Source organism: Dyella sp. 2HG41-7 (assembly GCF_021390675.1).
In the GTDB taxonomy this organism is placed as follows: domain Bacteria; phylum Pseudomonadota; class Gammaproteobacteria; order Xanthomonadales; family Rhodanobacteraceae; genus Dyella_B.
The window spans coordinates 2,435,813-2,462,776 of sequence record NZ_JAJEJV010000004.1; the positions used below are offsets into that span (position 1 = coordinate 2,435,813).

Below are 26,964 nucleotides of genomic sequence, written 5' to 3' on the forward strand. Positions count from 1 at the left end.
GAGTGGATGCCCCGTGCGGAACTACACTGTTTCGGCAACGACGATCGCCTCGTGCAGTCGCATGATCGTAAAGGGCTTGGTCAATACGCGCACGTTTTCGGGGATATTGGAAATCGCGTCGGCGTGGCCGGTAATGATGATGGCCGGGAGCGATGGTTTTCGACTGCGAAGCTTGCGAATGACATCGGTGCCCGACATTAGCGGCATCGCGTAATCGCTGATCAATACGTCGGTGGCCTGGAGTTCTTCGTCCGACAATTCGGCCGCTTGCACACCATCGGATAACGCGGTAACTCGGTAACCGAGTTCTTCCAGCAACGTGGTGGTGGTGAGGCGTACGCCGTCGTGATCGTCGATCAACAGCACATGTTGCATGCCATCCGCGCGACCGTACTTGGGTTCCGCTTGCACCGGAGACGTGGCGGCGCTCTGCGGCAATTCCGTCGCCCGCGGCAACCAGATTTCAACCAGGGTGCCCTGGCCGACTTCGCTGCGAATTTGCACTTTGCCGCCCGATTGCCGCGCAAAACCGTAAACCATGCTGAGCCCGAGCCCGGTGCCTTTGCCTTGTTCCTTGGTGGTGAAGAAAGGTTCGGTGACGCGTTCGAGGTTCTTAGGCGAAATGCCGACACCGGTATCCGAAACCACCAGCACGACATAATGGCCATCCGGCAAATCGCTGTGCTCGGCCTGCGCATTGCGACAACTGATGTGGATCGTTCCGCCTTCCGGCATCGCATCGCGCGCATTGATGGCGAGATTCACCAAGGCGAGCTCCAATTGGCCCGCGTCGGCGTAGGGATGCCAAAGCTCTTTTTGCAGCTGCCATTCCAGCGTGACCATGCCGCCGAGCGTGTGTTCCAGCAAATGCGTCACCGACGTGGACAGCGTGTCCATGTCGATGCTGGCCGGTTCGAGCTTCTGCTTGCGCGCAAACGCCAGCAAACGCGCCACCAAGGCGGTGCCTTGTTCGGTCGCGCGGCGGGTAATGGACAGCAGCCGGGAATGTTTCGCTTCCATCGGCACCGATTTTTCCAACATTTCAAGGCCACCGAGTACGGCGGCAAGCAGGTTGTTGAAATCGTGCGCGATGCCGCCGGTGATCTGGCCCAACGCATCCATCTTGCGTGAATGCAGGAGTTGCGATTCCAACTCCTTGCGGTCGGTGACATCCAGCAGAGTCCCCGCAAACTCCAAAGGTTGGTCTTGCATATCGCGCAGCAATACGCCTTGATCCAGAAAATGCCGGTACTGGCCGTCCGCATTGAGCCAGCGGTATTCCACGGCGTAACCGCGTCCTTCTTTACGTGTCGCCAATTCGGCGACGACGCGCGTCTGATCGTCCGGGTGGATGCGTTCCATCCAAGTCTTCGGTGCGGACGCCAGTTCCTCGTATGAAAAACCGGTGAGCGCCATAAAGTTGCCGCTGACGATTTGCGGATCGTGCAGCGAGGTATCGTGATCTTCCAGATAAAGCACGATCGGCAAGGATTTGATGATCGCCGTCTGCCGCTGTTCGGCGCGCCGCAATTCTTGTTCGGCCCGCAGTTTTTCGGCGTTCGCTTGCAGCGTGGTGTCGAGCAGGCGTTGTTCCTGCAGGGCTTTTAGCTGCACCTCGCGGCGCATTAGAAACAGATCGACGAATACGGCTACTTTGGATTGCAAGACGACCGGTTCGACCGGCTTGAACACATAATCGACAGCTCCCATCGCGTAGCCGCGCAGCAGGTGTTCGACTTCTTTATTGACGGCCGATAGAAAAATAATCGGAATGCGTTTGGTCTGTTCGCGCGCGCGGATCATCTGGGCGGTTTCGTAACCATCCATGCCGGGCATGTAGACGTCCAGCAGGATCACCGCAAACTCGCCCTTGAGCAGATGCCGCAGGGCTTCTTCGCCCGAACTGGCGACGACCACTTCGGCAATATCTTCCAGCACGGTTTTGATAGCGTGCAGATTGCGCTCGTCGTCGTCGACCAGCAGAACGCGGGCGCGCTGAGACATATGCAGCGGCTCGCTTGGGATGGCGTCCAAGGACGCCAGAGGGAGAGAGTTCATGGACGGCTCTCCAGCGCCAGATCCAACGTGTTAGTCGACGCGGATCCATCGCGCGACCGCCGTATCCAAACGCGCAATAACGCGAGCAACAATTCAATATCCACTGGTTTTGCGATGTAATCGGAAGCGCCCGCATCCAGGCACTTCTGACGGTCGCCCTTCATCGCCTTGGCAGTGACCGCGATCATCGGTACGTTGCCGATTTCGGGAAGGGCGCGAATCTGCTGCATGGTTTCGTAACCGTCCATCTCCGGCATCATGATGTCGATCAGCGCGACGTCGATGCCCGGCGTTCGTTCGAGAATAAGGATGCCGTCGCGGCCGCGCTCGGCGTGCAGCACTTCCGCGTTGTAGTTTTCCAGCACGCTGGTCAGCGAATAGATATTGCGGATGTCGTCGTCGACGATAAGTATTTTCGCTCCCGCAAGTTCCGGCGCGGCAATCAACTCCGTGGTGGATACCATGTTGCCGTCTGCCGTCACCGGAGCGGGCGAGACTGTCACTTCGCGAATCGATTGGGCAAGTTCGGCGAACACCGCGGTCAGGCGTTCCAGCGTCGCCGGTTTTTCCGTCACGCCGAATTCGCTCAGCGATTGATCCGACAGCATATTGTCGGCGCCGGAGATGATGTGGATCGGCACGTGCGCCGTGCAGGGGTCGTGCTTGAGCAAATTCAGCAGCACCAGGCCGTTGATATCCGACAGGCCAAGATCGAGCGTGATGGCGTGCGGGCGGAGTTTCCGCGCCAACGCCAACGTACCCGCGCCGGCCGTGGAAACCACGCCTTTGAGCCCTGCGTCGCGCGCGATATCAAGCAAGATCGATGCGAAGGTGGGGTCGTCTTCGACGATCAGCACGAAGGGCGCGTCGTCCAGCTCGTCGCGGTCGTCGGTCACTTCCATCTGCGCGGGCAGGGCGCTTGGCACGATGGCGCCGCTGTTGTCGTAGCGCGCGTTGTCGTTGTTCAAGGTTGGCGCCGACTTCGAAGTCAGTTCCATCGGCAAGAACAGCGTGAAGGTGGAGCCTTGTCCCGGCACGGAGCGAACCTGCAGTTCGCCGCCCAGCAGGCGCGCGATTTCGCGACTGATCGACAAACCCAGGCCCGTGCCGCCGTATTTACGGCTGGTGGTGCCGTCGGCCTGTTGGAAGGCTTCGAAAATCAGCTTCTGCTTGTCTTTGGGAATGCCGATGCCCGTATCGGTGACGGCAATCTCGATGGCGGCTTCAGCATCGCGCAGCACGGCGTGATTGATGCTCCAACCGCTGCGCACCAGATCCACCGTCAAGGTCACGTTGCCGTGCGAGGTGAACTTGAACGCGTTGGACAAAAGGTTCAGCACGATCTGCTGCAGGCGTTTTTCGTCGGTGCGGATGGAGGCCGGAATCGTGGCGCCGAAATTCACCTTGAAGTCCAGGTTCTTGTCTGAGGCAAGCTGACGGAACGTACGCTCCATATGTTGTTTCAGGCTGCTCATCGACATATCGCCGATTTCGATCGACACCGTGCCGGACTCGATCTTGGACAGATCGAGAATGTCGTTGATCAGGCTGAGCAAGTCCGAGCCCGCGGAGTGAATGGTGCGTGCGAATTCGACCTGCTTCTCGTTGAGGTTGCCTTGCGGGTTGCCGGAGAGAAGGCGCGAAAGAATCAGCAGCGAGTTGAGCGGCGTGCGCAACTCATGACTCATATTAGCGAGGAACTCGGATTTGTATTTCGAGGTAAGCGCCAACTGTTCCGCTTTTTCTTCCACCGCGCGGCGGGCGAGTTCGATTTCGAAGTTCTTGGCTTCCACCTGCTTCTTTTCGTTTTCCAGAAGCTGGGCTTTTTCCTGCAATTCTTCGTTGGTGGTGTGCAGCTCTTCCTGCTTGGTGGTGAGTTCGGTCTGGCGCGCCTGCAGTTCTTGCGTCAGCAACTGAGATTGCTTCAACAGACCCTCGGTGCGCATGGTCGCGGCGATGGTGTTGAGCACGATGCCGATCGATTCGAGCAGTGGATGCAGGAAGCTCTGGTGCGTTTCGTTGAAACGACTGAAGGAGGCAAGCTCGATCACCGCCTTGACGTCGTTTTCGAACAGCGCGGGCAATACGGCGATATTGACCGGCGCCATCTGGCCGAGACCCGAGCTGATGCGAATGAAATCGCCGGGCACGTCCGTCAGCATCAATGCGCGTTTATCCGCGGCGCATTGACCGATTAGTCCTTCGCGCAATTTGAAGGTGGGCTTGAGCATGTCCTTGCTTTCCGCGCCGTAGCTGGCGACGAGATCAAGCACGGTTTCGTTTTCTTCGCGACGCGTGACATAAAACACGCCGTATTGAGCGTTCACCAGCGGCGCGAGTTCCGACATGATCAGATTGGAAACGGTCGCCAGATCGCGTTCGCCCTGCAGCATGCGCGAGAAGCGGGCGAGGTTGGTTTTCAGCCAGTCCTGCTCCGCGTTCTTCAACGTTTGATCCTTCAGATTGCGGATCATCTCGTTGATGTTGTCTTTCAGCGAGGCCATTTCGCCGGACGCTTCCACCGCGATGGAGCGGGAGAGGTCGCCCTTGGTCACGGCCGTGGCTACGTCAGCGATCGAACGCACCTGGTTGGTCAGGTTCGCCGCCAGCTGGTTCACGTTGTCGGTCAAGTCGCGCCACAGGCCTGCCGCGCTCGGTACGCGCGCTTGGCCACCAAGCCTGCCTTCGATACCCACTTCGCGCGCCATGTTGGTGACCTGGTCGGCGAAGGTGGCGAGCGTTTCGATCATGCCGTTGAAGGTGTCGGCGAGCGCGGCGATTTCGCCCTTGGCGTCCACGGCCAGTTTGCGTTTGAGGTTGCCTTGCGCCACCGCGGTCACCACGTCCGCAATGCTTCGCACTTGGTTGGTCAGGTTGGTGGCCATCAGGTTGACGTTGTCGGTAAGGTCCTTCCAGGTACCGCCGACGCCGGGCACTTTCGCCTGGCCGCCGAGTTTGCCTTCGGTGCCCACTTCGCGCGCCACGCGCGTTACTTCCGAAGCAAAGGAGTTGAGCTGATCCACCATGGTGTTGATGGTGTTCTTCAACTCCAGAATTTCGCCTTTCACGTCCACGGTAATCTTTTTGGAAAGGTCGCCGCGCGCCACGGCGGTGGTGACGTCCGCGATGTTGCGCACCTGGCCGGTGAGGTTGTCGGCCATCAGGTTCACGTTATCGGTAAGGTCTTTCCACGTGCCGGCGATGCCGCGCACTTGCGCCTGGCCGCCGAGTTTTCCTTCGGTGCCCACTTCGCGCGCCACGCGCGTCACTTCCGATGCGAAGCCGTTGAGCTGATCCACCATCACGTTGATGGTGTTCTTCAATTCCAAGATTTCGCCCTTAACGTCCACGGTGATCTTTTTGGACAAATCGCCCAATGCCACCGCTGTCGTCACGTCCGCGATGTTGCGCACCTGGCCGGTGAGATTGTCGGCCATCAGGTTCACGTTATCGGTCAAGTCCTTCCACGTACCTGCCACGCCAGACACTTGCGCCTGACCGCCGAGCTTACCTTCGGTACCCACTTCGCGCGCCACGCGCGTTACTTCGGACGCAAAGGCGTTGAGCTGATCCACCATCGTATTGATGGTGTTCTTCAATTCGAGAATTTCGCCCTTGACGTCCACGGTGATCTTTTTGGAAAGATCGCCGCGCGCCACAGCGGTGGTCACCTCCGCGATATTGCGCACCTGGCCCGTCAAATTGCCGGCCATCAGGTTGACGTTGTCGGTAAGGTCTTTCCACGTACCGCCTACGCCTTCCACGCGCGCCTGGCCGCCCAGCTTGCCTTCCGAACCCACTTCGCGCGCCACACGCGTTACTTCCGAGGCGAAGGAGTTGAGCTGGTCCACCATGGTGTTGATGGTGTTCTTCAACTCCAGGATTTCGCCTTTCACGTCCACGGTGATCTTCTTGGAAAGATCGCCGCGCGCCACGGCGGTGGTTACTTCGGCAATGTTGCGCACCTGGCCGGTCAGGTTGTCGGCCATCAGGTTGACGTTGTCGGTAAGGTCTTTCCACGTGCCCGCTACACCAGGCACTTTCGCCTGACCGCCGAGGTTGCCTTCCGTACCCACTTCGCGCGCCACGCGCGTTACTTCCGACGCAAAGCCGTTGAGCTGGTCCACCATCACGTTGATGGTGTTCTTCAATTCTAAAATTTCGCCTTTCACGTCCACGGTGATCTTTTTGGAAAGATCGCCCGACGCCACCGCGGTGGTCACTTCAGCGATGTTGCGCACCTGACCAGTAAGGTTGTCGGCCATCAGGTTGACGTTATCGGTGAGGTCCTTCCAGGTGCCTGCCACACCCAGCACCTGCGCCTGACCGCCGAGCTTGCCTTCGGTGCCCACTTCGCGCGCCACGCGCGTTACTTCCGACGCAAAGGCGTTGAGCTGATCCACCATGGTGTTGATGGTGATTTTCAATTCAAGGATTTCGCCTTTTACGTCCACGGTGATCTTTTTGGACAAATCGCCCAACGCCACGGCCGTGGTCACTTCGGCGATATTGCGCACCTGGCCGGTAAGGTTGTCGGCCATCAGGTTCACGTTGTCGGTAAGGTCTTTCCAGGTGCCGGCGACGCCTTCCACGCGCGCCTGACCACCCAACTTTCCTTCGGTACCGACTTCGCGCGCCACGCGCGTCACTTCCGAGGCGAAGGAAGTGAGCTGGTCCACCATCGTGTTTACCACTTCGCCGATGCGCAGAAATTCACCGCGCAAAGGGCGACCGTCGATCTCGACCGTCATGGATTGCGAAAGATCGCCTTTCGCCACGGCGCCGATCACACGGGCGACTTCGGCGGTGGGCTGCACCATGTCTTCGATCAATTCGTTCACCGCCAACATGGCGGTTTCCCATCCGCCCGTCGCCGCTTTGACGCGACCGCGCTGGGTGATTTTTCCTTCCTTGCCGACCACCTGAGAAAGTCGTTCGAGCTCCGCCGTCATCTGCTGATTGAGAATCACGACTTCGTTGAACAGTAGCGCGAGCTTGCCATCTTCGCCCGGCAAGTCATCAGGCAAACGCACATTGAAATCGCCGCGTCGAAAACTGCGTAGCGCAGCGATCACTTGACGGCGTTCGAGAACTTCCCAGGCGTCGGCGTTCATTTGAGCTCCGCAATAAACATCTTTATAAGTACAAGGTCATTATTCAAATTGTGGGCACGACAAATTATTGCTTGCAGCACATCTCTGCGCTTTGGTTCAAGCACATCCGGCATTCCATGCTATGCCCCCTTAATGAAGCTCGCCATCGCAAAAGCGCAGGGAAACATGCACGTGTGTTTCCTTTGCCCTCTGGTTTTGTAAGGCGAATTTCATTTAGTCGATACTTATTCTTCACATGTCGCGCAGAGGGCGCGTGAAGATTTCCGGGGACTGTCTAAAAACCCTAGATTTTTTCGGCGTCATTCGGCCAAAAGAACGCCAGCCGGACGCCGAAAAAGAGGCCAGTTCATCGCGCGACCGCCACTAGAGCGACGTTGCGGCAATGCGTGAGACAAAGTGTCGGCGCAGGGCATCGCGGCGACGTCGATCGCCATTTCCAATTGCAACAGCGATCAAGGGCGTCAAACCGACCGCTTGACTTCGTCGGCAAACCGATTAATCATTTAACCAATACGTTAATTGCTTAATTGTATATGACCGTCGACCGTATCTTTGAAGCCTTGGCCTCCACCGTTCGCCGAGAAATTCTGGCGTATTTATCGGCGCAGGAACTTACCGCCGGAGACATTGCCGGACGTTTCGAGATGAGCGCGCCCGCTGTGTCCCGCCACTTGTCCGTGCTTGAAGTGGCCGGCCTGGTGAGCAGCGAACGGCGCGGCCAATACGTTTACTACCAGCTCAATCGCGACAACCTCGTCAATACGTTGACGGGCTTCGCGTTGGAGGTTTGTCCCAAAGGCGGTCCGCTCAAACGCGAATCGCGCCGATTGCGCACCGCAAAGAAAAACGCCTGAACATCACGCTCCATCGGGGGTATCGCCATGTCGTTCGCGCAAGCCGAAAACAGCATGTGGTTTGGTCCCGGTTCCCGGGTCGAATCGAGTTTCCCTTCGGCGCAACTGCGATTCAACGACGCGCAGCTGCCGGTGGAGGTGTCGCTGATCGCTCAGCTTGGTCATGGCGCCGGCAATCAACTCTGTGCCGGTGTACAGGAGCGCCAAAGCAAGCATCGCCATTTTATCGATGCATTGGAGGAACCCTCCGCCCGCATCGGCGATGCGAATTTCTCCAAAGGCGATGCGACCTCGCTATATATGTTTTCGGTCGGGGAGAACGGCCATCCCTTTCATCGTCATGCGGGACATCGCGTGTTCACCGCGGTCTCCGGCAGCGGCGGGGCGCGACTGCGTTTCGCAAGCGCAACCGACGAGCAGCTTGAACGCGATCCGGCGAGCTTTATTGCGGCTATGCGCAGTGTGGAAATTCCGCCCGACTGCTTATTTACAGTTCGCTTCGGCGGCGGTATCTGGCATCAGTTCACGCCGCTGAAGGAGCGTTCCGCGCATCCGGCTCTGTTTGCCGTGTCGTGTCATACCAACGAACTGGGCGGCGCGCTTTCTGATGCGCAACGTAGCCAGGTCGTATCCAGTGAAGCCAGCATCCCGAGCCTCACCGAATTATTGCCCGAACGTGTCGTCGCATTCCTTCGCGGTACGTCGCTGGAACGTTCTCGCGTGCCGACGATCGTGCTCTCGCTCGATGCGCCGAAGGGTAGCGTGCATGCGCGGCTGTGCAGTGCGGTACGCGCGAGTGCAGGGTGGTTGCGCGGGCATCTGTCGCGTTGTCGACGCAGCATCGGTTATTTTTGGGATAGCGGATTGACCGTCGAACATCTGGCGCATATGCCGCCGAATTCACTGTTGCGCGAGCAACTCGACGATGGCCCGATCCACCACGAAGACACCTTTCGCCTGAGCGTAATCGACGGCGCCCTTGCTCGACAGGGCTCGCATGCCTTGCTTGCGGCATTGCTCCAAAGCTTCGTCGAATGCCCGCCCGATAGCGTCAGCCAGCTTATGGCCCTGCGTAACGCGCTCGTAAAACCCATGGGCTTGCGTACATCGCCACTGGGATGCCCCGTGTCTTCGCTGCTATCGCCATGCGGCGAGTCCGTCTTTGCGGGGCGCTTTCCAGTGAAGGGGCAGTGCGCGGGTCGTTTCGGCGACTCGCATGAAGTCGTTCTAGGCGCGAACGACAAACATCTTGTTTTTCGCTCGTGTGTCGGCGTTACCGTAACGGGCGATCGCGTCGACTTTACCCTCGGCTCGCGCGTGCGATGCACGAATCGTTTCGGCCATGTCTATATGCGATTGATCGACAGCGCTCATCGCCGCCACGTGGCGCCGACGCTACTGCGGCATGCGGTGCAAAACCTGCGGCGAACGCAGCCGCCTGCGTAACGCGGCGGCAACGGTAACGCGCGACTCTCATGGCGTGAGCCAACCATCCTGTCGCACGGGCGCCGGCCACCAAAGCCGTGCACGATCATGTGAATAAACGGCATATGTAACGAAAATCCATATATGCAATGGGTTTTTATATTTGATTTCAGGGTGGTCAAGCGCGCACACTGGCGCGGCTATTAATGAGGGGATTGATGGCCGGGGGTCACCTTGCTGACGAGCAAGGCGGCATTTGCTGAGGGGTTTTGTCGATTGAAACAGCAACGGTGAACGGGAGATGCCACTGTGTCGACTTATTTCCATTCTGTCCGGAGTTTCAGATTTCCCATTGCTTCATGTGTTTTAACGCTGCTGGCGTGCGTGGGGGCGCCTAAAGCGTCAGCTCAAACGCTGACCATCGGCTCGCATAACGTAGCCGTCGCGGATCCCACGGTGCCGCGGCCGCCGACGACGCCGTGCGTGGTGCCGCTGTATACGAACCAGTCGTTCGATAATCCCAGTGGCCCGACTCCCATCCATTACACGCCGCCCGCTGCGTGCCCCGGTCCTTGGGAAAAGGTCGTGCTCAGTATCGATGTGAGCATGGTCGGCACCAATCAATTCGACCGCACCGGTTCGATTTGGCTGGGTGGAGCAATTCTCTATTTCGGCACCACGCAAGAACCCAGCATCGCCCCGCCTGGCGCCACGACCTGGCATATCGAAAAAGATGTCACCGATTACAGCGCCGTGTTCAACAGCGCTCAGTCCGGTCACTCGGATTTCGTCAATTACGTGGAGGGGCCGTACGACGGCAAACTCAGTGGCTCGGCGTCGCTGTATTTCTATCCGGTGAAAAATCACGGCGCGGAGCAGAATTTGCCGCCGCGGCCGGATGTCGTGTTGTCGATGAATTCGAATCCGGGCAATGGCACCTACGCCTTAAATACGACGGCCGATCAATACACGGCAACGTATACGTCGCTGCCGAAAAACATCGAACGCGCTTATCTGGATGTTTACGCGCAAAGCCAAAGCAATGATGAGATCTGGTATTCCTGCAATCCGAACGATCAGGGGACTCTGAGCTTTTTCGGTTGCAACAACACGGCGTTTCGCGAAACCGAAATCAGCATCGATGGGCAGCCCGCCGGCGTTGCGCCGGTTTATCCGTGGATTTACACCGGCGGCACCGGCAATCCCTGGCTTTGGGAGCCTATTCCGGGCGTGCAGACGCTTTCTTTTGTGCCGTATCGCGTCGATCTGACGCCGTTCGCCGGCCAGCTCGATGACGGCAAGACGCACAGTATTTCGATGAGCGTGTTCAACGCGAATCAATACTTCAGCGTCGCCGGCAATTTGTTGTTGTATCTCGACCACGGCTCGAAGCAAGTTACAGGGTCGATTATTTCCAATACGTTGTCGGCTACGCCTACGCCCAATGTCGCCGAGAATCTCACCACCGATTCGAACAACAACGTGACGGGCGGAAATATCACGGTCACCTCGAATCGCAACTTCACGATCTCCGGCGTCGTAAAGACCTCGCATGGCGTCGTGCAAACGGAAGTCAAACAGAATATCGCTTTCTCCAATTCGCAGGATTACACCTTGCCGGCGAATAGCGAGGGCGAAAATATCGTGCAGACCTCGACGGTCGATTCCACGACCACGCGCACCGACGGGCACAAGGCTATCGTTCTCAGCGAGCATCTCAGTTTCCCGCTTAAGCTCGATCTGGGCTTTTTCCAGCAGTCTGACGGCAGCTATCAGCAATACAGCGACGTCAAGGAGCAGGGATACAAGCAGTCGGTTTCCGTGCTGCCTGGTTTCTCGCTTGCGGCGTCAGCGAATTTGGACAACACCTTCGATGGCAACAACACCATCCTTTGGAGCCCGTCGTTCAACTTCAATGGCGTAACCAATACGTATAGCAAACAAACGTATAAATACAGCGATACGTTCGGCGAGTGCTACAGCCGCACGATTTCCTCACAGAACAACGCGCTGACCGGATGGGTCGATGGCACGGATTGCTGGTCGGGCGCCAACAATCTGTCGTGGCGCGATCGATTCTCGCGCTATGCGTCTCGGGCGTATGGGGCGACGGTGCAGTTGTTGCCTTGATGTGATTTACACCGTGAAAAGGGGCCGGATTACCGGCCCCTTTTTCGCTAGCAAAAGCAAAGGTTAGTTTCTCGTGTCGAAAAATATCGGTTGGATGGCGTGGTGCGCGGCGGCTTTCTTGTTTCCCGTGCCAGGCATAACGAAAGAAGCGCCGAAAGCTGTCGATGTCGTGCCCGAACAAGGCAATGCAGCACCTTTGGTGGTGCCGACTTTGCAAACTTGGCAGGGCGGTAACGGAAGCTGGTTGCTGGATCGCGAAACCCGCGTGCTTATCGAGGACGCATCGCTGGAACCGATCGCCGAGCGTCTTTCCAGCGATATTCAATCGCTCACCGGATTGAAGGCGCCAATGCACCTAGGCGGCGCAGCCTCGACCCGGGATATCGTCATACGTCTCTCGCACTGCAACGCGCCGTCGTCTCAGAGCGGCAGGGAAGGGTACACGCTCGATGTCGGTGCGCACGTGACCTTGTGCGCGAACACGAAAGACGGGTTGTTTTACGCCGGGCGCACCTTACTGCAGATGTTCGTGCTGGATAAACGCACTGACGGCATGTCGCGCGCGATACCTCGCGGGCGCGCTGTGGATTTTCCGCGTTATCGGGAGCGCGCGGTGATGCTGGATGTCGGAAGAAAATTTGCCGACGTCGATTTCCTGCAGAACTACATCCGTTTTATGGGATGGTACAAACTCAATACGCTGCATTTGCATCTCAACGATCAGGTGCTGAGCGACGATAAGAAATCGTGGCTGGCACGATCGTTTCGCTTAAAAAGCGACAACCCCGCCTTTGCAGGATTGATACCCGCCGATGGACGCTATTACACGCGGCAGGATTGGAACGCGCTGGAAGACGTCGCGGCCGCTAACGGCGTAACGATCGTGCCGGAGATCGATACGCCAGGGCATTCCGGAGCGTTTGTGCTTGCGCGTCCGGATTTGGCGTATCAGGGCGACACGCCTCCCGGCGGAACGCTGGATCCCACCAAGCCAGAAACATTGAGGTACGTGGAGTCGGTTCTCACCGAATTCCTACCTTGGTTCCATGCCAAAACGTTCCATATCGGCGGCGACGAAGTGAACGTCAACGGCGGCAAGGTCAGCATGGCCGCGCAGATCGATTACCTCAACAAGCTCGGGCGATTCGTCCAGCAGCAGGGCAAGCGCATTGAAATCTGGGGCAATGCCGATATGGCGAACGGATTGGACAAGTCATTCGTAATCCAACGTTGGATCAACTGGGGCGACGAAGCGAAGATCAACTGGGGCGATCGCGGCTTCACCTGGATCGAATCGCACGGCGATTGGTACGTCGTTCCGTTCGGGCCTTCTTACGACAACCCGAAAGGTTTGCGTGGCGATGCGCTTTACGACGGCTGGAATAAACGTCTGCCGGAACATGGCGATGGCCCCGTGGGCGGACAGATCGCGGTGTGGAACGATAAGGGCACGATGAATTACGACTATGCGTCGACCGTCAATGGTCTTTTGAAAGATGCGATACCCGCCGCGGGCCAAGTGTTCTGGAATGGCGAAGCGAAAGACTCAGCGGGTAAGCGCTTGGACTATCCCGTGCTGCGTAAATCCGTGGAACAGTTTCAATACGGACCGGGCGTGTCGTTGTTCAAGGACGCGCCGCTCTGAGCGTGCCCGTCGTTCAGTGGAGTAAATTCGAGAAAGTAAATAAATGCCATTAATTCAATAGCTTGAGACGATTTAGGCGACCGACGCGAGCCAAGTAATACATAGTAACTTGCATTATGATAGTTACTGGCGCATGATACCCACCACAGCAATCCAGCTTGGGTGGTAAAGCGTCATGCAACGAACCAGCTTCAGTGATGCGCGATGCCCGATCGCGCGCAGCCTCGAACGCGTCGGCGAGTGGTGGAGCATCCTGCTTCTGCGCGATGCGTTTCTCGGCATGACGCGTTTCGACGAATTCCAGACCAGTCTCGGCATTGCACCGAACATGCTTACGCGCCGGCTGCGCGCACTGACCGAAGCCGGTCTGCTGGAGCGCCGCCGCTACAACGACAAGCCGCCGCGTTACGAATACGTGTTGACGCCGCGCGGTCGCGATTTCCGCCCCGTGCTGGTGGCATTGATGGCGTGGGGTAACCGCCACTTCGCTACCGAAGGTCCGGCGATGCAACTGATCGACGAAGTCACCGGCGTCGTCGCTCAACCCGTCGTGGTCGACGCCAACACCGGCGTGCCGATCGATCGCGAGCGCCATGTCTTGCATCCCGGCCCTGGCGCCGACGCGCGCACGCGCGCACGTGTCGAAAAATTTTTGGAACGTCGCGCGCAAGAGCGCGACGCATCCACCCCTTCATCGCATTAATTGCGGAGTACCGTTATGAACACCGTGTTCGCCGACAAACGGCTCGATCTTCCCGATGTGACCGAGGCGCCGCCCAGGTCGCGGCGCAAGCTGACGATTCGCGCCGCCATGGGCGTCGCGCTACTGGTGGGCGTCGTTTATGGCGTCCATTGGTGGACTGCCGGCCGATTTATCGAAGACACAGACGATGCGTATGTCGGCGGCGATATCACGGTGATCGGGCCGAAAGTATCGGGTTACATCACCGCCCTGAATGTCACCGACAACCAACGGGTGCACGCCGGCGATCTGCTGGTGAAAATCGACGACCGCGACTATCGCGCCGCCTTGGCGAAAGCGGATGGCGCCATCGCTGCACAAGAAGCGTTGCTGTCCAATCTTGATGCCACCGAACAACTGCAACAAGCCGTTATCAACGAAGCGAAGGCCAGCATTCACGCGGCCAGCGCCGAGGCCACCCGCGCGCATGACGACGAAGTGCGTTACCGCGAACTGGCCGGGCGCGCAGCGGTTTCGGTGGAAAGCGCTCAGCGTGCGGATGCGGAAGACAAGACCGCGCGCGCCAATACCGATAAAGCGCAAGCCGCATGGATTGCCGCGCAACGCCAGCTCAACGTGATCGCGTCGCAGAAACAACAGGCGCGCGCGGCATTGGCGCAGGCGAAGGCGGAGCGCGATCTTGCCGCCTTGAATGTCGGCTACACCGAATTGCGCGCGCCGGTAGATGGCGTAATCGGTAATCGCCGTGCTCGTGTCGGCGCCTATGCGGCGGCGGGTACGCAGCTGCTCTCGGTAGTGCCTGCGCATGGCTTGTGGGTCGACGCCAATTTCAAAGAAGACCAACTCGCGCGCATGCAGCCGGGGCAGGCGGTCGAAATTCGCGCGGACGTTTTGCCAGGTCGTGTCTTTCATGGTCACGTGACTAGTCTTGCGCCCGCCACGGGCGCCGAGTTCAGCGTACTGCCGCCGGAAAATGCGACCGGCAATTTCACCAAGATCGTGCAGCGCGTGCCGGTGCGCGTCGCGTTGGACAAGAAAGATGACGCGCTTGGCTTGCTGCGCCCGGGTCTTTCGGTGGTCGCCGATATCAATACGCGCGCAGCGGGCGGCAGCGCGCCATGAACATCCGCGCCATCCTCGCCGCGCCGCCGATCGATCCGTCCAAGCTCGGCAACACGCAGAAAATCTTTGCGTTCGCCAGCATGTGCGTGGGGATGTTTATCGCCTTGCTCGACATCCAGATCGTTTCGGCTTCCTTACGCGATATCGGCGGCGGCCTGTCGGCGGGCGTGGATGAAACGGCGTGGGTGCAGACGAGCTATCTAATCGCCGAGATCGTGGTGATTCCGTTGTCGGGCTGGTTATCGCGCGTATTCTCCACGCGCTGGCTGTTCGCTGCATCGGCCGCTGGCTTCACCATCACCAGTTTGTTGTGCGGTGTGGCCTGGAATATCCAGAGCATGATCGTGTTTCGCGCGCTGCAAGGGTTTCTCGGCGGGTCGATGATACCGATGGTATTTACGACCGCGTTCGCGTTCTTTATCGGCAAGCAGCGTGTGGTGGCGGCGGCGACGATCGGCGCCATCGCCTCGCTTGCGCCGACGCTCGGCCCGACATTGGGCGGCTGGATTACCGATCACTGGTCGTGGCATTGGTTGTTTTTCATCAACCTCGTGCCGGGTCTGTTCGTCACTATCGCCGTGCCGATGCTGGTGAACGTCGATGCGCCCGACACGTCGTTGCTGCGTCGCGCGGATTATCTTGGGATGGTGCTGCTCGCCGTTTTTCTGGGTTGCCTGGAATACACGCTGGAGGAAGGCCCGCGCTGGAACTGGCTGACCGACAGTACGATCACGACCACCGCCTGGCTTTCGGGCTTATGCGGCGTGGGATTTGTTATACGTAGTCTTACTTACGATCAGCCCTTGGTAGATCTGCGCGCATTGCGCGATCTCAACTTCGCACTGGGTTGCCTGTTTTCCTTTATCACCGGCGTTGGCATTTTCACCACCATCTACCTCACGCCTATCTTCCTCGGTCGTGTGGAAGGTTATAGCGCGCTGCAAATCGGCGAAGCGGTATTTTCCACCGGTATTTTCCAGATTCTCACCATTCCCGTGTATACGTTTTTGGCGCAACGCTTCGACCTGCGCTGGATCATGATGGCGGGGTTGGCGATCTTCGCGCTATCGATGTGGGATTTCACACCGATCACGCACGACTGGGGCGCGAACCAACTTCTGCTACCGCAAGCATTGCGCGGCGCCGCGCAGCAATTGGCGGTGCCGCCGGTCGTGACGCTCACGCTTGGCGGATTGCCGCCAGCGCGTTTACGGCTCGCGTCCGGGCTGTTCAATTTGATGCGCAATCTGGGTGGCGCGATCGGCATCGCCGTGTGCGCAACGATCCTCAACGATCGCACCAATCTGCATTTCTACCGGCTGGCCGAGCACCTGAACACCTCCAACGAGGCGATGAATCAGTGGCTCGCGCAGAACTCCGGGCATTTTACCGACGTGGGCGATCCTAACGGCGAGTTGCACGCGCTGTGGCAGCTCACCTTCCGCGAGGCGCAGACGCTTTCCTATGCGGACGCCTTTCTCACCGTCGCGATCTGTTTTGTCGTTGCTACCGTGCTCGTTCCGTTGATGCGCAAGGTGACCCCGCCTCCTGCGCCTTCGGCCGATGCGCATTGAGGACTGCCGTTATGCGTTCACTCTCTCTGCTTATCCCCGTCGCGCGTCGTTCGCTTGCGCGCACCGCCTTGCTCGTGGTGACCGCCACGGGACTCGCCGGCTGTATGGTTGGGCCCAATTACACCAAGCCCACCGTGCCCACCAACGAGCACTACATCGGGCAGCAAACCCTCGCGCAGCGCAACGTCGCGCAAGCTGCGCCCGCACTCGACGCGTGGTGGAACGGTTTCAACGATCCGGAACTGTCGCGCATTGTCGGCCGCGTCACCGCGCAGAATCTCGATCTTGCCGCAGCGATGGCGCGCGTCGATCAAGCGCGCGCAGCGGCACGTGAAGCCGGCGCGGCCCTGTTGCCGCAAGGCAGCCTGGATGCGCAGGTGGCGCGTCAATATCAATCGATCGATGGGCCGCTTGGCGAAATCGGTAGCCACTTGCCCGGCTATCGTCGTAATCAAACACTGGAAACCGCGGCGGCGGGCGCGAGCTGGGAATTGGATCTGGCCGGCGGATTGCATCGTGGCGCGGAAGCCGCGCAAGCCGAAGCGCAGGCGGCGGAAGCCTCCGGCGTAGGCGTACGCGTCTCGCTCGCGGCGGAAGCCGCCGATGCGTATTTCCGTGTGCGTGGCGCGCAGTCGCGCATCGCGCTTGCGCAGCAGCAAGTCGATACCGAACAACATTTGCTCGATCTAGTGCACGTGCGTCTTGCAAGCGGACTCGCCACCGCGCGTGAAGAAGCACAAGCCGAAGCCTTGGTGCTGCAGGCCCGCGCCACCTTGCCGCCATTGCAGACCGAATTGGAGCAGCAGCTCAATCGTCTCGATGTATTGATGGGCGCCGCGCCGGGCGCTTATCGCAATGAGATTGTCGATAGCGAACAAAGCTTCGTGGTGCCTTCCATCGACACCGATGGCGGCCCGGACATGCTGCTGCGCCGTCGCCCGGACGTGATCGCCACGGAACGGCAACTGGCTGCATCGAATGCGCGCATTGGCGAAGCCACCGCTGAGTACTACCCGAAAGTTTCGTTGAGCGCGCTGCTCGGCCTGGAAAGTTTGAGCACCGGCTCCTTGTTCAGCTCCGGCGCGTTTCAGCCACAAGCCGCGCTTGGCTTGCATTGGCGCTTGTTCGATTTCGGTCGCGTCGACGCCGAGGTGGCGCAGGCCAAAGGAAAAAATGCGGAAGAGCTTGCAACGTATCGCCAATCGATGTTGCGCGCCACGGAAGATGTAGAGAACGCAATCGTCGCACTGGGCGAACTCGAACAGCAGCACGACGTGTTGACCAAAGAAGTCGATGCACACGAGCGCGCACGCGCGGCTGCCGAGGATGCCTACAAAGGCGGCGCGGTCAGCCTGCTCGAAGTGTTGGACGAAGATCGCCAATTGCTTTCCTCGCGCGATGAACTGGCGCGCGTACACGCCGACGATGCGCGCGCTGCCGTCGCCACGTTCCGCGCGCTTGGTGGCGGCTGGACGCCGGTTGCCGATCCACGCACGGCAAGCCGTTAATTCGACTTCTCTTGACGGAGCGAATGTATCTGTCGCGCTTCAAGCGGTGACAGTTACGTTGCGGATGTCGAAATCGGCTAGCGCCGTTCGTCGTCACGATGAAGACGCCAAAATAAGCCAAGGCGTCAACCCTAGTTAGGAGGAACGATGACGTCCGCAACGGCACCGCAACGAAAGCTCGTCTTGAAGATGTCCATCTCCCTGGACTGCTTTGTCGCCGGACGTAACGGCGAGATCGATTGGATCTTTAGGTCATCGAGCGCCGATTCCAGGGAATCGGTTATCCATACGCTAAGCGAAGCCGGCGCACACCTGATGGGCAGCCGCAGCTATTACGACATGGCGGCATTCTGGCCCTATTCGGACACGCCGTTTACAGCAGCGATGAACGATATTCCCAAGATCGTTTTTTCAAGAACGGGGATCAAAGACGGCACGCAGGTGAATCGAACTGCGGACGCGGACGCGAATCTCACCGGAAAGCGGCCCAGCGTTACGCCCACAGCGGCGGTGCTGAAGTCTTGGGCCGAACCGACGGTCGCGAATGGCGATCTCGTCGAAGAAGTTCTGCGATTGAAGCAACAGCCGGGAAATTTATTGCTTGCTCACGGCGGCGCGCGTTTCGCTCAAAGCCTCGTCGCGTCCGGCCTTGTCGACGAATATCGATTGGCCATCCATCCGGTTGTACTGGGCCAAGGCAAGCCGCTGTTCTCGTCACTGCACAGTCAGGCCGATCTGCAGCTGATTAGTGCGAAAACTTACAGTTCGGGCATCGTGGGAGTCGTGTATCGGCCGCATGAGGCGTAGTGCGAATGGGCGGAACAGGATGATTCATGCGGGGGAGATAATCCTAGAGGCCAGCTCCAGGGATAACGTATGATGCGTCCGAGCGCCCGTAAAAAGCGCATCGACATGCGCAGCTTAACCCTCTTATAAGGTCCGCTGACCATGGCACTGGAACTTCAAGCGTTCGTGCACTTGCTGTTCGTCGGCGTCGTAGCCCTGTTTCCGGTGGTGAACCCCATCGGCACCGCATTCGTGGTTATGCCTTATTTCGCCCACCTCGATGAGGCCGGAAAGAAACACGCAGTACGCAAAATCACCCTGTATGCATTTTGCATATGCACGGGAACGCTGATCGCCGGCGCATGGATCCTCAAATTATTCGGATTATCGATCCCTGTGGTGCGACTGGCGGGCGGCATCATGATCTGCAAAATGGGCTGGGAACTTCTCTCTTCCGATAAAGAGGACAACGCCGATAGCAGCAAGGATGTCGGGCAGACCAAGCGCCGCGACATCGAAGACCAACTGTTTTATCCGCTGACGTTTCCTTTGACCACGGGCGCTGGAACAATTTCCGTCCTACTGACATTGAGCGCGCATGGCGCGTCCGCCGACTTACGTCAACTCGCATACAACATGGCGGCCATTCTTTTGGCCATCGTGGTGATGTGCGCGTTGGTCTACGCGTTCTATCTCAATACGCAGCGCATTGAGCGCTACCTTGGCTCGCAAGGCGAACGAATTTTCAACCGCCTTATCGCGTTCTTTATTTTTTGCGTAGGACTGCAAATCGCAGTCACCGGGCTCAAAGAGCTATTCACTTGAGCCGATCCTTGTACCTGCCTTTGCGGGGAATGTGATCGCCAGTGCCACTGCACGCTGTACCGTGGTAGCGTTCGAGATATCTAACGTAAGCCGGATTGGGGTCCATCACTTTCGGAGGGTTCCATGCTCGTCGACATCTACCGAGGCGGGGTTAACCCGAGGCAATTCGTTGCCGTTCCGACCGGACGCCCCTTGCCAACCGCACACTTGCCGAACACGGCCGATCTGGCGGAGCTCCATCTCTATCTTCAGGGAACCGACATCGCCTCAAGCGGCGAATTCTCTGGCGTGGATGTTCAGGCTGTCTTGAAGCAGGTCGTCGACGACGGCTTTGCGTTGTTTCAGACTTCGCCTTGATGAGTTGAATTCCATTCGTCGCGCGGGGTGATGGTCGGGGAGCCTATGGCGGAGCAGAACAGCATCACGCCCAGTGAAGTGCATGAGGCCATCTACCAAGACAAACTGTTCTTGGAATATATGCCGACGATTACGCTCCAAAAGCATGGAAGCTGCGTAGGGTGCGAAGCGCTGGTGCGTTGGCGACGATGTCGATCCGGATGAAAGCAATTTGATCGTCCTGTCGCGGCAACCGGTTCCGATCATCAAGTTGGATTGGGAATTCGTCGAAAACCTGACCCGATCTGGAGAGAAGGGATTGAGCCAGATTTCCGCGTTCCTCCGCCTAGAGAATCATTATGTCGTGGCGGAAGGCGTCGAGACGCTGGAACAGGAACGGCTGCTAAGAGAAGCCAGCGTGCAATATGCGCAAGGTTGGCTGTATTCGAAGGCGATCTCAGCCGCGGATTTCAAGGCGTTCTACGCGACCAAGTCCTAAGCGTCGGAGCTCAGCTTGTTCAATCGACAACTCAATTATCTCGTGGCGCTCGCGCAGCATCGGCACTTTGCGCTGGCGGCGGAGAGCTGCCAGGTCACGCAACCGGCGCTGTCGGCCGGTCTGCGGGAGCTGGAAATTGCGCGCGAATTTGTTGACGCCGGAGGCTGTGTCATGGCGCTAAAATATGCGGATAACGACCCCGGCCGGGTCGAAGCCCTGATCCTGCGCGCCCTGGTGCGTAAGTTGTTGGAGAAAGGAGTGCTTTCCGAGGAGGACATGTGCTCGCTTCTGCGGAACGCGTGATGGACCTCCACATCGTCGTTGCGAATGCGAGTGGACCCCAAGCCGCTAACGACATCATCATCGAAGGGAGTTAAATCACGTGTGGATCCGTGGACAGTCCACCTCCTTCCGACACCGCACAACATAGGATGCTCGATCGTGCCTTCCGTCAAATCCCAACCTGTGACTGCAAAACTTACCAAGGCCGCCATTTTTCTCGTGGCAACCCTGAAACCCGGCGCTGAGCACGATGCGACGGTGCGAGAGCTTTGCGCGGATCTTTCATCGCTGTTGCGAGGCGTGGGCTTTCGCAACCTCAAGGGCCGCTTGTCGTGCGTGATGGGGTTTGGTTCGGACGCGTGGGATCGCCTATTTGGTCAACCACGGCCTGCCGAACTGCATCCGTTTCGGGAAATTCGCGGCGTCCATCATGCCGTCGCCACGCCGGGCGATTTGTTGTTCCACATTCGAGCCACACAGATGGATCTGTGTTTCGAAATGGCCACGGCCATTCTGGATCGCATCCGCGATGTCGTAACGATCGTCGATGAAGTGCACGGGTTTAAGTATTTCGACGAACGCGACTTATTGGGCTTTGTCGACGGCACGGAAAACCCGGTCGACCAGGAAGCCATCGACGCAGCGATCATTGGCGATGAAGACCCGGCATTTGCTGGCTCAAGTTATGTAATCACGCAGAAATATCTGCACGACATGCGTGCCTGGAATGCATTGCCGGTGGAATACCAGGAAGGCGTGATTGGCCGCAAGAAACTTTCCGACATCGAATTTGCGGACGAGGCCAAGCCGCCGTATGCGCACAACGTGCTGACCAACATTGTCGAAAACGGCCAGCAGCTGCAAATCCTGCGCGACAACATGCCGTTCGGCGAGTTGGGCAAGGATGAGTTCGGCACGTATTTCATCGGCTATGCGCGATCGCCCAGCCGCATCGAGCGCATGCTCGAAAACATGTTCGTGGGTCTGCCGCCCGGAAATTACGATCGATTGCTCGACGTAAGCAAGGCGGTGACGGGCACGCTGTTCTTTGTTCCTACTACAACCTTTTTAGACAACGTGACTTGAAGCGATACAAAGCGCCGGAGTAAACGATGCACCGAGTCGTGGTCGTAGGTGGTGGAGCAGGCGGTCTGGAACTGGTGACGAGGCTGGGAAACTGGCAGGGTGGATGGCGACAAGAGAAAGAAATGCGCATCACGCTGGTGGATCGGCAGGCCACGCATTTGTGGAAGCCGCTGCTTCACGAAGTCGCCGCCGGCACCTTGGACACCACGATCCACGCACTGGACTACGCAGCGCAAGCGCACTGGCATGGCTTCGAGTTTTGCCAAGGCGCGTTCAGCGCGCTTGATCGATCCTCGCGAACCATTTGCGTCGATGCGGTGATCGATGCCGATGGTCAACAACTCTTTCCCGCGCGAAAACTCTCCTACGACACCTTAGTAATTGCGGTCGGTAGCGTCACCAATTTCTTCGACGTGCCCGGCGCGCGCGAACACACGTTTGCGCTGGACACCGTTCAAGATGCCGATCGATTCCGGCGAGCGTTTATTGCCGCGTGTGCGCAGGCGGAGCATGCAGATAGCACGAACGAGCATCGATGCGTAAAGATTGCAATCGTGGGTGGCGGAGCGACTGGCGTCGAGCTGGCCGCTCAGCTTCGACAAACCGCGCATGTTCTGGCGGTTTACGGACTTCACAAGCTCGATCCAGTCAAGGACGTTGCCATCACCGTCGTCGAGGCCGCGCCACGCATTCTCAGTACGCTGCCAGAGCGGGTATCCAAGGCGGCCACGGAGCTGTTAGCCAACTACGGCATCGAGGTGGCGTGCGGTGAGCAAGTCGCCGAAGTGACCGAGGGCGCGCTTCGCACACGGACGGGAAACGTCATCGATGCGGATGTGATGGTTTGGGCGGCGGGCATCAAAGCGCCCGCATTTCTAGGGGGTCTGGATCACCTGACTGTGGGCAGGTTGGGTCAATTGCTTGTACGACCCACACTGCAAACCAAGTCAGACGATGACATCTTTGCCATGGGTGATTGCGCGCAATGCCTATGGCAATCACCCAATACGTGGGTACCCCCACGCGCGCAGGCAGCGCATCAGGAAGCATCGTTCTTGCTGCGTTCGATCCAACAACGGCTTCGCGCAGACGCTTCGGCATCCTTACCTGTGTTCCATTACAAAGACTTCGGATCGCTCGTATCGCTAGGCAAGGTCGGCGCCACGGGCAGTCTTATGGGCGGATTGATCGGCGGCCGGATTTTCGTAGACGGTATCGTGGCGAAAATCATGTATGTGTCGCTTTATCGCTTACACACTATCGCGCTCCACGGATGGTGGAGAACGATGATGGAAATGGTGTCCAGCCTGTTGCACCGAACCCTTTCGCCCAAGGTGAAATTGCACTGACGCCGAAAGCCTCTTTTTCGCGCGCGCTATCCAGCGGTCAGGTTGTTGTCAGATTCCTGGACAAAGCGGGAGTAGGCAAGTTGGATATTGCCATCGGAAAGCACCGTGGCAGTGACGGTCAACTTGTATTGAGTAGGCGCCGTTGCAACGAAGACGTTGGGTTGTCCTGCGACGGGATGAAAATCTGTGCCGGTAAAATCTACGCCGTAGGGCGTGGAGTTGAAGTCGTCCCAGGCGGCGTTGTCGTTGTCGCCCTGAGGAGGTGGCATGGGAACCGCAAGTTTGAGAGTGCCTTTGAGCATTGCCAATTCTCCTCAAACAACCGCCCAATCACCGCATCAAACGCGTTTGGCTTGCGTGACACGAACCGGAACCGATTTATAAGCTGGCGTCCCGCTAGCCTTGTCGATGTAATCCAACGGCACTAAGCAGTTGCCTTCGGGGTAGTAGGTTGCAACGGAGCCTTTTGCGATCGGGTAGGTCACCGCGATCACACTCGTCATACGGCGTTCCTGACCTTTGCCGAAGGCTGTTTCCACGACGAGTTCATCGCCTTCTTCGATGCCTCTATCGGTGAGATCTTCTTCATTCATGAAAAGCACGTCGCGCCGACCGAAAACACCACGGTAACGATCATCCAGTCCGTAAATGGTCGTGTTGTATTGATCGTGGCTGCGCACAGTGGTGAGTTTCAGGATCGTGCGGTCTGCAAAGACGGGGTCTTCGTGCAACCCCGTAAAGTTCAAGAATTCCGCTTTGCCGGACGGCGTATTCCAGATGCGTTCGGTGGGTGGCAAGGGCAACCTGAAACCACCTGGCACACGGATGCGTTGATTGAACTGCACAAAGTCGGGGAACACCGATTCGATGGCGTCGCGAATGCGATCGTAGTCCTCGATCAGATGCATCCAGGGCACTTTGCTATCGGGCAATGTGGCCGCCGCCATACCCGCAACGATGGCAGGTTCGGATTTCAACGCTTCCGAAGCCGGAGCCAGCTTGCCGCGCGATGCGTGCACCATCGACATGGAATCTTCCACCGTCACCGATTGCGGTCCGGTCGCCTGCATATCCCGTTCGGTGCGACCCAGGCAAGGAAGCAAAAATGTGTTCTTGCTGGTGAGCAAGTGCGAGCGGTTGAGCTTGGTAGCGATGTGCACCGCAAGTTCGAGGCGATGCATCGCTGGGAAACACGCCTCCGGATCGGGAAGCGCCACCGCCAGATTGCCACCCAGGCAAATCAAAACTTTCGACGTACCCGCGACGATGGCCTGCATCGCCGCCACAGCATCATGGCCATGGTCCGCCGGCGGCTGGAACCCGAAGGTCTGCGCGATTCGGCGAAGCAAATCGGCGCTCGGTTTTTCCGTGATGCCTACCGTTCGATCGCCTTGCACATTGGAATGTCCGCGCAACGGACAAATGCCCGCACCCGGCTTGCCGAAGTTGCCACGCAGCAGCAGCAGATTGGCGATTTGCTGTACGTTCTCCGTACCCGTGCTGTGCTGGGTCATCCCCATGCCGTAGGTGATGATGGTCGCGTTCGACTTGGCATACGCCTCGGCCACTTTGCGAAGATCGTCTTCCGGCAAGCCTGACGCCGCTTCGATATCTTGCCAGGACGTTGCGCGCAGATCCGTTGCAAGCGCGTCGAATCCGTTGGTGTGTTCGTCGATAAACGCGCGATCGAAAACCGTGGACGACGGCCCTTGCGCGTCATCCATGTCGAGCAGCGCTTTCATCACGCCTTTGAGCGCGGCGGCATCACCTCCCACCTTGGGTTGAAGATACGTGGAAGCGATCTCCGTGGCCCCAAAGGTCGCCATTTCCAGTGGGTCTTGCGGATCGGCGAAACGCTCAAGCGCGCGCTCTCGCAACGGATTGAACACGATGATGGGGGCGCCGCGCCGCGCTACTTCATGCAGCGTGCCCATCATGCGCGGATGGTTTGTGCCCGGGTTGTGACCCATGGCGATGATCAACTCGCAATGATCGAAGTCGTCGAGCGATACCGTGCCCTTGCCGATGCCGATGGATTTGGGAAGGCCGACACTGGTGGCCTCATGGCACATGTTCGAGCAGTCGGGAAAGTTGTTGGTGCCGTATTCGCGCGCAAAGATTTGATAAAGAAATGCCGCTTCGTTGGACGCGCGTCCCGACGTATAGAACTCAACCGCGTTTGGGTTGGCCTGGCTGCGGAGAATCGTAGCAATGCGTGCGAATGCATCGTCCCAACTGACGGCTTCGTAGATGTCCTTTTCCGGGTTGTACGCCATCGGGTGCGTCAATCGGCCTTGATCTTCCAGCTGATAGTCGCTCCATCCAATCAGCGACGACACCGTGTGGGCAGCGAAGAAGGTCGGCGGAACACGTTTGTTTGTCGCTTCCCAGGTGACGGCTTTGGCGCCGTTTTCGCAGAACCGAAACGTGGACTTATGCTCCTTATCGGGCCACGCACAGCCTGGGCAATCGAACCCTTCGGGTTGGTTGGTTCGAAGCAATGTGATGGCGGCTTCGGAGGCATTCATTTGCTCCTCGACCGCCTTGGCCGTCGCTCGCAGCGCGCCCCAACCGCCTGCCGGCGCTTTGTAGGGACGAATACCTGGAATCTCTTTATCAGCCATGACACCTTCCTCTTGACTGCTGCGCTCACATCCGTAGTACGACGATACGCGCGACCACTACGGATTATGCGCCCGATAACGAAGCGCATCGACCAACAGCGCAAACGCCGGGGACGGCTGACGCCGGCTTGGGTAATACAAGTGATAGCCCGAAAACAGCGGACACCAATCGTCCAGCACCTGGCGCAAACGACCCGCCTCGATGTGCGGACGAACCATATCTTCGGGCAGATAGGCGAGGCCGAAACCGGCAATCGATGCAGCAAGAATGCGTTCGAGACTATTGAAGGTCAGTCGGCCCTCCACGCGCACGTTGAGCGCGTCGCTGCCTTTTTCGAATTCCCATGCATAGAGGCCGCCGTGCGTGAGAAAGCGCAGGTTGATGCAGTCGTGTCGGGTGAGATCGCGCGGCGTGATGATCGATGGCGTGGCGTCCAGGTAAGTCGGTTTGCCCACAACCACCAAGCGCATGGGCGGCCCGATGGGCACGGCGATCATGTCCTGGGCAAGTTGTTCTCCCAGGCGGATACCGGCGTCAAAACGCTCCGCCGCGATATCGGTGAGCGTGGAGTCGCTGATCACTTCGACGCGAATATCGGGGTAGTTCGGTAAAAACGTTTCCAGCACTGGCCACAAGATGGTGGCTGCGGCGTGCTCGCTGCTGGTGATGCGGATGGTGCCGCTGGGCGTGTCGCGCAGTTCGCTGAGTCCCGCGAGCGCCGCGTCGATATTCTCGAAATTGGGTTCCAACGCTTGCTGCAGCCGTTGGCCGGCTTCGGTGGGTGAAACGCTGCGGGTGGTGCGGGTGAGCAGGCGCAGGCCGAGTCGTTCCTCCAGCCCCTGAATTTTATGGCTGAGCGCTGATTGCGACAGGCCAAGCTTGGCCGCGGCGCGCGTGAAATTGCCTTCACGTGCGACGGTAAGAAACGCCTGCAGGTCGTTGTAGTTCTCGCCAGACATGACCGTGTCGATTTGATTAATCGATACAGATCATAAGTCCATTCGATATTTGCCGTCTTATCAGATAGGCGTGACAGGGCCAGA

Annotated in this window: 19 protein-coding genes and 1 pseudogene; 15 read left to right on the forward strand and 5 right to left on the reverse strand. The window is 58.5% G+C overall.

From position 1 onward, the window contains the following. Positions 1–21: 21 nt before the first annotated feature. Entirely contained in the window at positions 22–2,058 is a 2,037-nt protein-coding gene (locus L0U79_RS12315) for a response regulator (protein WP_233842568.1), read from the reverse strand. Continuing rightward, positions 2,055–7,172, reverse strand: coding sequence for a HAMP domain-containing protein (locus L0U79_RS12320; protein ID WP_233842569.1), 5,118 nt, complete (start codon positions 7,170–7,172; stop codon positions 2,055–2,057). Before L0U79_RS12320 ends, L0U79_RS12315 begins: the two co-directional genes overlap by 4 nt. Positions 7,173–7,705: 533 nt before the next feature. On the opposite strand from L0U79_RS12320, the gene L0U79_RS12325 reads away from it, so the two are divergent. The 15 genes and pseudogenes from L0U79_RS12325 to L0U79_RS12395 all read left to right on the forward strand — a co-directional run bounded on the left by L0U79_RS12325 (position 7,706) and on the right by L0U79_RS12395 (position 23,296). Beyond that, a complete protein-coding gene (locus L0U79_RS12325; protein WP_233842570.1) occupies positions 7,706–8,026 on the forward strand; it encodes a metalloregulator ArsR/SmtB family transcription factor in 321 nt (106 codons plus the stop codon). Between the two features lie 27 nt (positions 8,027–8,053). Beyond that, positions 8,054–9,472 carry a DUF2867 domain-containing protein gene (locus tag L0U79_RS12330; protein WP_233842571.1) on the forward strand — a complete coding sequence of 473 codons (1,419 nt, stop codon included), beginning with the start codon at positions 8,054–8,056 and terminating at the stop codon, positions 9,470–9,472. 435 nt (positions 9,473–9,907) lie between these two features. Then, on the forward strand, positions 9,908–11,581 hold the full coding sequence (locus tag L0U79_RS12335; protein WP_233842572.1) for a peptide-N4-asparagine amidase: 1,674 nt from the start codon (positions 9,908–9,910) through the stop codon (positions 11,579–11,581). Between the two features lie 73 nt (positions 11,582–11,654). Next, on the forward strand, positions 11,655–13,226 hold the full coding sequence (locus L0U79_RS12340) for a beta-N-acetylhexosaminidase (protein WP_233842573.1): 1,572 nt from the start codon (positions 11,655–11,657) through the stop codon (positions 13,224–13,226). Between the two features lie 175 nt (positions 13,227–13,401). Then, entirely contained in the window at positions 13,402–13,929 is a 528-nt protein-coding gene (locus tag L0U79_RS12345) for a helix-turn-helix domain-containing protein (protein WP_233842574.1), read from the forward strand. Between the two features lie 15 nt (positions 13,930–13,944). Further along, on the forward strand, positions 13,945–15,051 hold the full coding sequence (locus L0U79_RS12350) for an HlyD family secretion protein (RefSeq protein WP_233842575.1): 1,107 nt from the start codon (positions 13,945–13,947) through the stop codon (positions 15,049–15,051). Then, positions 15,048–16,625, forward strand: coding sequence for a DHA2 family efflux MFS transporter permease subunit (locus L0U79_RS12355; protein ID WP_233842576.1), 1,578 nt, complete (start codon positions 15,048–15,050; stop codon positions 16,623–16,625). The genes L0U79_RS12350 and L0U79_RS12355 overlap by 4 nt, the downstream gene beginning before the upstream one ends. 11 nt (positions 16,626–16,636) lie before the next feature. Continuing rightward, on the forward strand, positions 16,637–18,133 hold the full coding sequence (locus L0U79_RS12360) for an efflux transporter outer membrane subunit (protein WP_233842577.1): 1,497 nt from the start codon (positions 16,637–16,639) through the stop codon (positions 18,131–18,133). Positions 18,134–18,280: 147 nt separating this feature from the next. Continuing rightward, positions 18,281–18,940 (forward strand): dihydrofolate reductase family protein, encoded by a 660-nt coding sequence (locus L0U79_RS12365; RefSeq protein ID WP_233842578.1) that lies wholly within the window; start codon positions 18,281–18,283, stop codon positions 18,938–18,940. A 165-nt stretch (positions 18,941–19,105) separates the two neighbouring features. Continuing rightward, positions 19,106–19,744 carry a MarC family protein gene (locus L0U79_RS12370; RefSeq protein ID WP_233842579.1) on the forward strand — a complete coding sequence of 213 codons (639 nt, stop codon included), beginning with the start codon at positions 19,106–19,108 and terminating at the stop codon, positions 19,742–19,744. Between the two features lie 123 nt (positions 19,745–19,867). Beyond that, positions 19,868–20,101: a hypothetical protein gene (locus L0U79_RS12375; protein WP_233842580.1), complete on the forward strand. Its 234-nt coding sequence runs from the start codon at positions 19,868–19,870 to the stop codon at positions 20,099–20,101. Between the two features lie 196 nt (positions 20,102–20,297). Beyond that, a pseudogene (locus L0U79_RS12380) lies at positions 20,298–20,579 on the forward strand (EAL domain-containing protein); the annotation flags it as partial. A 15-nt stretch (positions 20,580–20,594) separates the two neighbouring features. Beyond that, entirely contained in the window at positions 20,595–20,882 is a 288-nt protein-coding gene (locus tag L0U79_RS19270) for a LysR family transcriptional regulator (RefSeq protein ID WP_304488654.1), read from the forward strand. Between the two features lie 138 nt (positions 20,883–21,020). Beyond that, entirely contained in the window at positions 21,021–21,947 is a 927-nt protein-coding gene (locus L0U79_RS12390) for a Dyp-type peroxidase (RefSeq protein WP_233842582.1), read from the forward strand. 26 nt (positions 21,948–21,973) lie between these two features. Continuing rightward, a complete protein-coding gene (locus tag L0U79_RS12395; RefSeq protein WP_233842583.1) occupies positions 21,974–23,296 on the forward strand; it encodes an NAD(P)/FAD-dependent oxidoreductase in 1,323 nt (440 codons plus the stop codon). Positions 23,297–23,322: 26 nt separating this feature from the next. Here L0U79_RS12395 and L0U79_RS12400 read toward each other — a convergent pair whose 3' ends face one another. The 3 genes from L0U79_RS12400 to L0U79_RS12410 are packed head-to-tail and all read right to left on the reverse strand — an operon-like array spanning position 23,323 to position 26,880. Continuing rightward, positions 23,323–23,598 carry a hypothetical protein gene (locus L0U79_RS12400; protein ID WP_233842584.1) on the reverse strand — a complete coding sequence of 92 codons (276 nt, stop codon included), beginning with the start codon at positions 23,596–23,598 and terminating at the stop codon, positions 23,323–23,325. 36 nt (positions 23,599–23,634) lie between these two features. Continuing rightward, entirely contained in the window at positions 23,635–25,920 is a 2,286-nt protein-coding gene (locus L0U79_RS12405) for an FdhF/YdeP family oxidoreductase (protein WP_233842585.1), read from the reverse strand. 57 nt (positions 25,921–25,977) lie between these two features. Continuing rightward, positions 25,978–26,880: a LysR family transcriptional regulator gene (locus L0U79_RS12410; RefSeq protein WP_233842586.1), complete on the reverse strand. Its 903-nt coding sequence runs from the start codon at positions 26,878–26,880 to the stop codon at positions 25,978–25,980. Positions 26,881–26,964 lie beyond the last annotated feature (84 nt).